General features: G+C 35.6%; 9 protein-coding genes. 6 read left to right on the forward strand and 3 right to left on the reverse strand.

Translation table 11 applies throughout. The features are described from left to right. Positions 1–9: 9 nt before the first annotated feature. The 3 genes from hemH to FNW21_RS14195 form a co-directional block, all read right to left on the reverse strand. Positions 10–1029 carry a ferrochelatase gene (gene hemH / locus FNW21_RS14185; RefSeq protein WP_144257415.1) on the reverse strand — a complete coding sequence of 340 codons (1020 nt, stop codon included), beginning with the start codon at positions 1027–1029 and terminating at the stop codon, positions 10–12. Between the two features lie 98 nt (positions 1030–1127). After that, complete coding sequence (locus FNW21_RS14190; protein WP_144257416.1) at positions 1128–2228, reverse strand: PDDEXK nuclease domain-containing protein; 1101 nt, start codon at positions 2226–2228, stop codon at positions 1128–1130. A gap of 22 nt (positions 2229–2250) precedes the next feature. After that, positions 2251–3123 (reverse strand): AraC family transcriptional regulator, encoded by an 873-nt coding sequence (locus FNW21_RS14195; protein WP_144257417.1) that lies wholly within the window; start codon positions 3121–3123, stop codon positions 2251–2253. 228 nt (positions 3124–3351) lie between these two features. Here FNW21_RS14195 and hemA point away from each other — a divergent pair, with 228 nt between their 5' ends. The 6 genes from hemA (at position 3352) to FNW21_RS14225 (ending at position 8838) form a co-directional block, all read left to right on the forward strand. After that, positions 3352–4608, forward strand: a complete 1257-nt coding sequence (hemA, locus tag FNW21_RS14200) for a glutamyl-tRNA reductase (RefSeq protein ID WP_144257418.1) — start codon at positions 3352–3354, stop codon at positions 4606–4608. Continuing rightward, entirely contained in the window at positions 4605–5525 is a 921-nt protein-coding gene (gene hemC / locus FNW21_RS14205; protein ID WP_144257419.1) for a hydroxymethylbilane synthase, read from the forward strand. The genes hemA and hemC overlap by 4 nt, the downstream gene beginning before the upstream one ends. A gap of 48 nt (positions 5526–5573) precedes the next feature. Continuing rightward, positions 5574–6203, forward strand: coding sequence for a putative polyvalent protein kinase domain-containing protein (locus tag FNW21_RS14210; protein ID WP_144257420.1), 630 nt, complete (start codon positions 5574–5576; stop codon positions 6201–6203). Next, a complete protein-coding gene (locus FNW21_RS14215) occupies positions 6200–6871 on the forward strand; it encodes a uroporphyrinogen-III synthase (RefSeq protein WP_144257421.1) in 672 nt (223 codons plus the stop codon). The genes FNW21_RS14210 and FNW21_RS14215 overlap by 4 nt, the downstream gene beginning before the upstream one ends. Positions 6872–6964: 93 nt before the next feature. Then, a complete protein-coding gene (gene hemE, locus FNW21_RS14220) occupies positions 6965–7993 on the forward strand; it encodes a uroporphyrinogen decarboxylase (RefSeq protein WP_144257422.1) in 1029 nt (342 codons plus the stop codon). Between the two features lie 293 nt (positions 7994–8286). Next, positions 8287–8838, forward strand: a complete 552-nt coding sequence (locus FNW21_RS14225) for a hypothetical protein (protein ID WP_144257423.1) — start codon at positions 8287–8289, stop codon at positions 8836–8838. The last annotated feature ends 107 nt before the right edge of the window (positions 8839–8945 follow it).

Raw genomic sequence — 8945 nt, forward strand, 5'->3', positions numbered from 1 at the left:
TTCTATTCTCTATTTTCTTTCAGCCCAATCCTTTATCCAATCTGCTACTGTTTCGCACCATTCCTCGCCATCATTCATACAAGGAATTGCCATAAATTCCTCACCGCCATGTACTTTGAATTCGTGATTGGCCTCCATAGCAATTTCTTCGAGTGTTTCTAAACAATCCGATACAAAAGCAGGCGTTACAACCGCTAGTTTCTTGATGCCTTGTTCGGGCATTTTATTCACTTCGACATCAGTGTAAGGTGTTAACCACTTATCACCTGCCAAGCGCGATTGAAAAGTCTGGCTGTATTTTCCTTCGGGAATGCCCAAATAGTGTACCACTTGCTTTGTAGTTTCATAACATTGGTGGCGGTAACAAAACTCGTGTGCTGGCGAAGGCGTGTTGCAACATGACCCATCAATGGTACAATGCGATTTTGTGATATCCGTTTTACGAATATGTCGTTTTGGAATCCCGTGGTACGAAAACAACACATGATCGTAGTCAAAAGTATCCAAATGTGTTTTTATAGAATTAGCTAATGCCTTGATATAACTAGGTTTGTTATAAAAAGCGGGCACAATCGTAAATTTCATTTCAGGAAAATGTTTGGCACGCAATTCCTCTGCCAAGACCAAAATTGTTGTCGTTGATGCCATGGCGTGTTGCGGATACAACGGAAAAAGCAGTACTTCATTTACCCCTTTGTCGTTCAATTCCTGTAGCCCTTTCAGGATAGACATTGTCCCGTAGCGCATGGCCAAAGCCACTGGAATCGTGGATTGTGCTTGTACTTTTTTTTGCATTCGCTGCGAAATTACGACTAATGGCGATCCTTCGTCCCACCAAATTTTGGCGTAAGCTGCTGCTGATTTTTTGGGTCTTGTTTGCAAAATAATCCCACGAACTAATAAGGCTCGCAATAAATACGGAACGTCAATTACGTATTTATCCATCAAAAATTCGTCTAAATACGGTTTCACATCTTTTGGGGTTGGACTTTCTGGCGAACCCAAATTCACTAATAATACACCTTTCATAATATGGTTTTAATTTTTTTTGATAAAAGTAAACAAACTTGTTTTTTATACTTTTTTGATTAACGATTTTTTATTGATTGTTGAATGTAGAAAATGGATTAATCCATTAACTTTTTAAGTGTTTCTGCATCGGGCAATAATCCTTTGTATTCATTTGGCAAATCATTTTCAGTTTTATAAGTGGCAACTCCCATTGCTTTGTTGACATCTCGAAAAGAAAATTCGACCACTTTATTGTTTTTTTCTTTGCAAAGAATTATACCAACTGATGGGTTTTCGTGAGGTAATTTGACCATTTCGTCCAATGCGGAAAGATAAAAATTCATTTTGCCCAGATATTCAGGAATAAATTTCCCTTTTTTTAAATCGAAAGCTACTAAACATTGCATTTTCCGATTGTAAAAAAGTAAATCCACAAAATATTCGGTATCATCCAAAATAAAACGGTATTGATTGGCAATAAATGCAAAATCAGTTCCTAACGAAAGTAGAAATTTCTTGATGTTGCGAACTATTTCATTCTCAATTACTCTTTCATTTTCTTCTTCAGGATCTTCTATATTGACAAAATCCAACAAATATTCATCTTTAAATGCCACTAAAGCTTTGGCTCTTAAATCATCTTGCGTAATTGCTTTGGCAAAATTATTGGGTAAACTTCCTAGCTGTTGAAATAAATTTGATTTTAAATGGTATCGTAATGTGGTTACACTCCAAAATTCCGATGCCGTTTTTTGGATATAAAAAACCCGTTCTTCGATAGTTTTGGTTTTTGATAAAATTTCGAAATGATGTGAAAAGCCAACCTTTTGAAAGGCTATCGCCAATTGGTTCGTTACTGTCGAACCAATTACAACTAACTGATTAATATTATTTTCAATATTTTCTAATTGGTTCGTTACTAACGAACCAATTGTAAAATTGTCAGCCCAAGTTTCGTAAAAAACTCTCATTTTCTTAATATTTGAAGCCGAAAAACCTCTCAATCCAGGCAATTCATTTTGCAAATCGTTGGATACAATTTCGAGAACTTTTGAACCCCATTTTTCCTGATTCGCTTTTTCTGAAATTAATTTTCCAATCGAAAAATACAAACCAAGCATTTCTTTATTTGCCAAAACGGCCACACGATACCTGCTGGCTAAAATAGCCGATTTCAATTGTTTTATAGTTTGCAAATGCGTGTTTTCAATCGTCATATTGGTATTTTTAATAGTTCAACTACACATTCGTATTGATTGACATCAAATATTTTTTGGGTGTGGTGCTAAATTTCTTTTTGAAAGCTGCTATAAAATGACTGCCCGTGCTGTAACCTATTTTCAAACCTACTTCGTTTACATTATAGGAGCCAGAATCTAATAATTTACGGGCAAAATCCATTTTGTAATCAAAAAGAAATCCATAAACCGTATCGCCATAAATTTGCTTGAAACCCATTTTTAGCTTCTTTAAATTCAAACCTATTTCATCAGCGAGCTCCTGCAAACCCGGTGGTTCGGCCATATTGGCAATGATGATTTCTTTGGCTTTTTTGATTTTCATGACATTGTCTTCATCAATCAAAAACGGACATTGCTCTGCATTAGGATCCTCGGTTCTATTAAAATACAAACTCAATAATTCGTATCCTTTGCCTTTGTAATACAGGTTTTTTATGGATGGATGCAGGTTATAATGAAACAATTGACTCAAAACAATCGCCATCGAGGGACTAATATTTCCTTCTTTGTAATATTTTTTGTCTTTATTATCGGCACTCAAAAACGTAATATAGTTGGCCTCGGAAGAGAATAAAGTGTGGAATTTTTTAATCGAAATTATAACTGAAATCACCCAAGAATTTGGCGCCAATGCCAGATTTAGCGGCAATTCCTTTTGCGGATTGTACAAGAGCAACGATTTTTCTTCTTTCAAATCCAAAGCATAATTTCCTTGATTAAAAATGAATTTCGCCGTTCCCTTTAGACTAAAATGAAATTGAATTAAACCACTTCGAACTTCGTGCTCGGCTTGAAAAGTGTCTAAACCATCGTTTTGAAAACGGAGTAGGGTAAAATCATCTTCGACTGTTATAATCTCTTGTGAACTCATAGCGATATTTTTAAATAAAAAAAATGATTTTCAGGAAACCAATTTATTTAGAACGACTCTAAATAAACTTCATTGCAGACCTTGATTTCGTTACAAAAATACTAGTTTTCACGATTAAATAACGATTTAAATTCAAAAAAACATAGAGCGACACAAATAGAACTTCTAGCGTTACTTTTATCAAAAGGATAGTTCTAGTTTTGTTGCACTTTTAGTCAAAGTGTATATATGGAAAATAATCACGGTGCCAAACATCACTATTTCTACGCTGTGGGATTGAGCTATAAAAAAGCCGATGCCGAGGTTAGAGGTAAATTTAGTTTAGATGCTTTAGCCAAAACCCGTTTGCTTGAACAAGCCAAAAACGAAGGAATTCCCAGTTTAATAGTAACTTCAACCTGTAACCGTACCGAAATTTACGGCTACGCAGAACACCCGTTTCAATTAATCAAATTGCTTTGCGAAAACAGCCACGGAACGGTCGAAGAGTTTCAAAAAGTGGCGTATGTTTTAAAAAATCAAGAAGCGATCAATCATATTTTCCGAGTGGGAACGGGATTGGACAGCCAGATTTTGGGCGATTTTGAAATCATAAGCCAACTCAAAAATGGTTTTGCCGAGTCTCGTTCGTTGGGATTAATCAATACTTTTTTGGATCGGTTGCTGAATTCGGTCATTCAAGCCAGCAAAAAAATCAAGAATGAAACCGAAATTAGTTCGGGAGCCACCTCGGTTTCGTTTGCATCGGTGCAATATATTATTAAGAACGTTCCGGATATTGGCAACAAAAATATTTTGCTTTTTGGCACTGGAAAAATTGGACGCAATACCTGCGAAAACCTAGTGAAACATACCAAAAACGAGCACATTACCCTTATTAACAGAACCAAGGACAAGGCCGAAAAATTAGCTGGCAAACTGAATCTTATCGTCAAAGATTACTCGGAACTGCATCTCGAATTGCAAAATGCCGATGTTGTAGTCGTGGCTACAGGCGCACAAAACCCCACGGTTGACAAGGCGATTTTGAATTTGAAAAAACCCATGTTAATTTTGGATTTGTCGATTCCAAAAAACGTCCACGAGAACGTCAAAGAGCTTCAAGACGTTACCCTCATTCATTTAGATCATTTGTCGCAAATGACCGATGAGACATTAGAAAATAGAAAAAAGCACATTCCTGCTGCCGAAAATATCATTGAAGAAATTAAAGAAGAATTTTTGGTTTGGACCAAATCAAGAAAATTTGCTCCCACGATTCATGCGTTGAAAGAAAAGCTAAATGCCATGAAGAAATCGGAATTGGATTTTCAAAGTAAAAAAATTGCTGATTTTAATGAGGAACAAGCAGAGATAATTAGTTCTAGAATCATCCAAAAAATCACTACCCATTTTGCCAATCATTTAAAAGATGATGCCACAATGGTGGACGAAAGCATTGAATGGATTGAAAAAGTTTTTCAAATAGAAGCGAATTCAAAATAATGAGTAAAACAATACGAATAGGAACTCGCGATAGCGAACTCGCCCTTTGGCAAGCCCACACTGTCGAAAAAAAGCTAAACGATCTTGGCTACAAAACCCAAATTATTGCCGTAAAATCGCAGGGAGATATTATTCTGGACAAACCCCTTTACGAACTCGGAATCACCGGCATTTTTACAAAAACACTCGATATTGCTATGCTCAATGGCGACATTGATATTGCTGTACATTCGATGAAAGATGTGCCAACGGCTTTACCTACAGGCATTGTTCAAGCGGCAGTGCTAGAAAGAGCCACAACTTTGGACATTTTGGTTCACAAAGGAAACCTCGATTTTCTGGAAGAAAAAGCAACCATTGCCACAGGAAGTTTGCGTCGTCAGGCGATGTGGTTGAACAAATATCCCAATCATAATGTAGTTGATTTGCGTGGCAACGTGAATACCCGAATGCAAAAACTAACCGAAAACGAGTGGAGTGGAGCTGTTTTTGCAGCTGCGGGATTGGAACGTATAAATCTTAAACCAGAAAATTATATCAATCTCGACTGGATGATTCCCGCTCCCGCACAAGGCGCAATGCTAGTGGTGGCAATGGCTAATGACGAATTTTCGAGACAAGTCCTAAATGAACTCAACGATATTGACACCGAAGTATGTTCCCACATCGAAAGACAATTTCTTAAAACCCTCGAAGGGGGTTGTACCGCACCCATTGGAGCTTTGGCCGTGTTTATAGAAGATGACATTTTGTTTAAAGGTGTATTATTTTCCATCGATGGAAAACAAAAAATCGAAATCGAGAAAACCATTCCAATGCAAGAGTGGAAGAAATTAGGTTTTTATTGCGCCAAGGAAATCCTAGAAAATGGCGGTGCGGAGTTGATGAAAAGTATTAAAGAAAGTTTGAAGAAGTAATTTGAGAAATACTTGAAAATCAGCTTTAAAAAATAACAGTATATTTGTATGGATATAAAAACAGTAAAAGATGAACTACAAAATATCATTCACGGAAAGAGCGATTCTGGCCAAAAAACTCTTATCCAAACAATTGCCAATTACCTTGGAGGAAGCCAAAGAACAAGCACAATGGCTAAAAGCGACAAGCAATACAAACAAAAAGAAACAGCGAACTTAATTGCGTATTGCAACCAAAATAATCTTTGGGTAAATGATAAAGTAAATTTTGATTTATTCATTTCCGAAGGTGCCGAACAAAAAGTGTATATAAAGGATGACAAAACAGTTTACAAGCTAAACGATTCAATATACTACTCAACTTGGCTGGATTATTTTACCAATTTAGCACTCAATAATTATTTTTTTCCTGACACTACGTATTCATTAGTAGGTTTTTGCTTGATTGAACAAACGTTATTTGCTTTGCTAGAACAACCTTTTGTCAAAGCCAATCAACCTACAAATTTAGAGCAAGTAAAAGAGTTTATGGCAAATAATGGTTTTGAAAACACAAGAAATCACGATTATTACAACTCCGAACTAGAGATTATTCTTGAGGACTTACATGACGAAAATGTACTTACTCAAGATGGAATTTTATATTTTATAGACACCGTTTTTTATCTAAAACAATGAAAAATCAAACCAGTATATTATCCACCAAAACATTGTCCGAGGAGCAAAGGCAAGCTTTTATAGATGCTAAAATTGATGTTTTGGAACAAGATTTCATTGAAATTCAAAACAACAATTTTGAGTTAAAAAGCATTAACCAAAACTTGATTTTTAGCAGTCAGAACGCTATTTTGAGTTTGATGGAGCAACCCAATTGGGCCGTTTTGAAAACCAAAAACGTGTTTTGTGTGGGCATAAAATCCAAAGAATTGTTGGAGCAAAACGGGTTTACGGTCGATGTGTATATGGATTATGCCTCGGAATTGGCAGAAATTATAACCTTGATTTACAACAAAGAAAGCTTTACTTTCTTTAGTGGCAATTTGCGCAAAGAAACCTTGCCAAAAGCACTCAAAGAAGCCAAAATTACTTTTAACGAAATCGAAGCCTATCAAACCAAATTGGCTCCTTTTAAAATAGCAAAGGAAGAAAAATTTGATGGAATCCTGTTTTTTAGTCCATCGGGAGTCGAAAGTTATTTGAAAGACAACAAAATAAAAAACGAAATTTGCTTTTGCATTGGCGAAACCACCGCCGAAGCTTTGGAAAAAACCACCAGAAATATAATAGTTGCCAATCAGCCTTCAGTTGAAAACGTGATTGAAGATGTAATCGAAGAATATAAATAATTCCAAAATAAGCCGTTAGCTTTTAGCTTTTGGCAATAAAATAAATACTAAAACCAGCTAATAGCCAATAGCTAATAGCCAATAGCTAAAAAAATGATAAAGAACGACCTATTTTTAAAAGCACTAAAAGGAGAAACAGTAGAACGTCCACCGGTTTGGATGATGCGTCAAGCCGGAAGATATTTGCCAGAATTCAGAGCATTGCGTGATAAATATGATTTTTTCACTCGTTGCGAAACACCCGAATTGGCAGCAGAAATCACCGTGCAACCCATTCGTATAATTGGACCAGATGCTGCGATTTTGTTCTCGGATATTTTAGTAGTGCCAAGAGCGATGGGAATTCATGTAGAATTGAAGGACAATTTGGGACCCATTATCCCCAATCCAATTCGGACGATGGAGCAAGTAAATCAGGTTTATGTTCCAGATGTTCAGGAAACTTTAGGTTATGTTTTTGATGCCATCAAATTAACCAAACAAATGCTGAACGACGAGGTACCTTTGATTGGTTTCGCTGGTTCGCCTTGGACGATTTTTTGTTATGCTGTGGAAGGAAAAGGTTCTAAAAGTTTTGATACTGCCAAAGGATTTTGTTTTTCTAACCCAATTGCTGCACACACTTTATTGCAAAAAATCACCGATACGACCATTTTATATTTGAAAGAAAAAGTAAAAGCGGGTTGCGATGCCATTCAGATTTTTGATTCTTGGGGCGGCATGCTTTCTCCAGTAGATTATCAAGAATTCTCTTGGAAATATATTAACCAAATCGTGGATGCCTTGGCAGAAATTACGCCAGTGATAGTTTTCGGAAAAGGATGTTGGTTTGCCCTTGGCGAAATGGGAAAAAGTAAAGCTTCTGCACTTGGAGTAGATTGGACTTGTTCGCCTAGAAATGCTCGTTATTTGTCTGGTGGCAATGTGACTTTACAAGGGAATTTTGATCCATCGAGATTGTTATCGCCAATTCCAACCATCAAGAAAATGGTGCACGAAATGATTGACGAATTCGGAACTGACAGGTATATTGCCAATTTGGGTCACGGGATTTTACCTAATATCACTGTGGATCACGCAAAAGCGTTTGTGGATGCGGTGAAAGAGTATAGAAAGCACTAGTTTAAGTTAGCAGAGTATTTCCTGCAAGGTTTTTTTCAAACCTTGTAGGTAGGTATGTTTGAGAACACCATCCAAAAAATAACACCTACAAGGTTTGAAAAAACCTTGTAGGATTGCGAAACTAAATAGGAGTAACTTTCTAGAAAAAAACATTTCAATGTGTTTTGTTAGGTATTTCCTACAAGATCTTTTTTGGACATTGTAGGTATCTTTAAAATATCGGGTTAAGAATAATACTAACACCTACAAGGTTTGAAAAAACCTTGTAGGAGAAACAACCAAATTTTAGGACTATGAAATTAGAAGTTTTAGAAAAAGAGGGTTTTTATCATATTTATAATAGAGGAATAAATGGCTGTTTAATTTTCGAAAATGATGAAAACAAAAAATTCTTTCTGAAACAATTTTCAAAATATCTATTGGGTAAAATCTCAATATTTGGGTATTGTTTGATGGATAATCATTTTCATTTGATTATTCGATTAAATGATGAAGAAAAAATAGTTACACAGGCTTTTTCTAATTTTTTTAATTCCTATGTAAAGGCTTTTAATAAAGAAATTGATAGAACTGGAAGTCTTTTTGAAAAACATTTCAAAAGAATAAAATTGAAAGATGAAGAATATTTGAAGCAACTAATATTGTATGTCCATTTAAATCCGAAGCATCATTTAGATTTAAAATTCGAGGAATATAAGTATTCATCCTATCAGGCTTTCGTTTCGAATAAAGAAACAAAAATTGAAAGAGAAGAAGTATTGAGATTGTTTGGAGGTTTACAAAATTTCGTTTTTTGTCATAATCAGAAAAATGATATTTTAACTGAAAAACATACTTTTGAGTAATGAGATTCTCCTGCAAGGTTTTTTTCAAACCTTGTAGGTATGTTTGAAAAACATACTTTTGAGTAATGAGATTCTCCTGCAAGGTTTTTTTCAAACCTTGTAGGTTT

This window comes from Flavobacterium restrictum (assembly GCF_007097245.1).
In the GTDB taxonomy this organism is placed as follows: Bacteria; Bacteroidota; Bacteroidia; order Flavobacteriales; family Flavobacteriaceae; genus Flavobacterium; species Flavobacterium restrictum.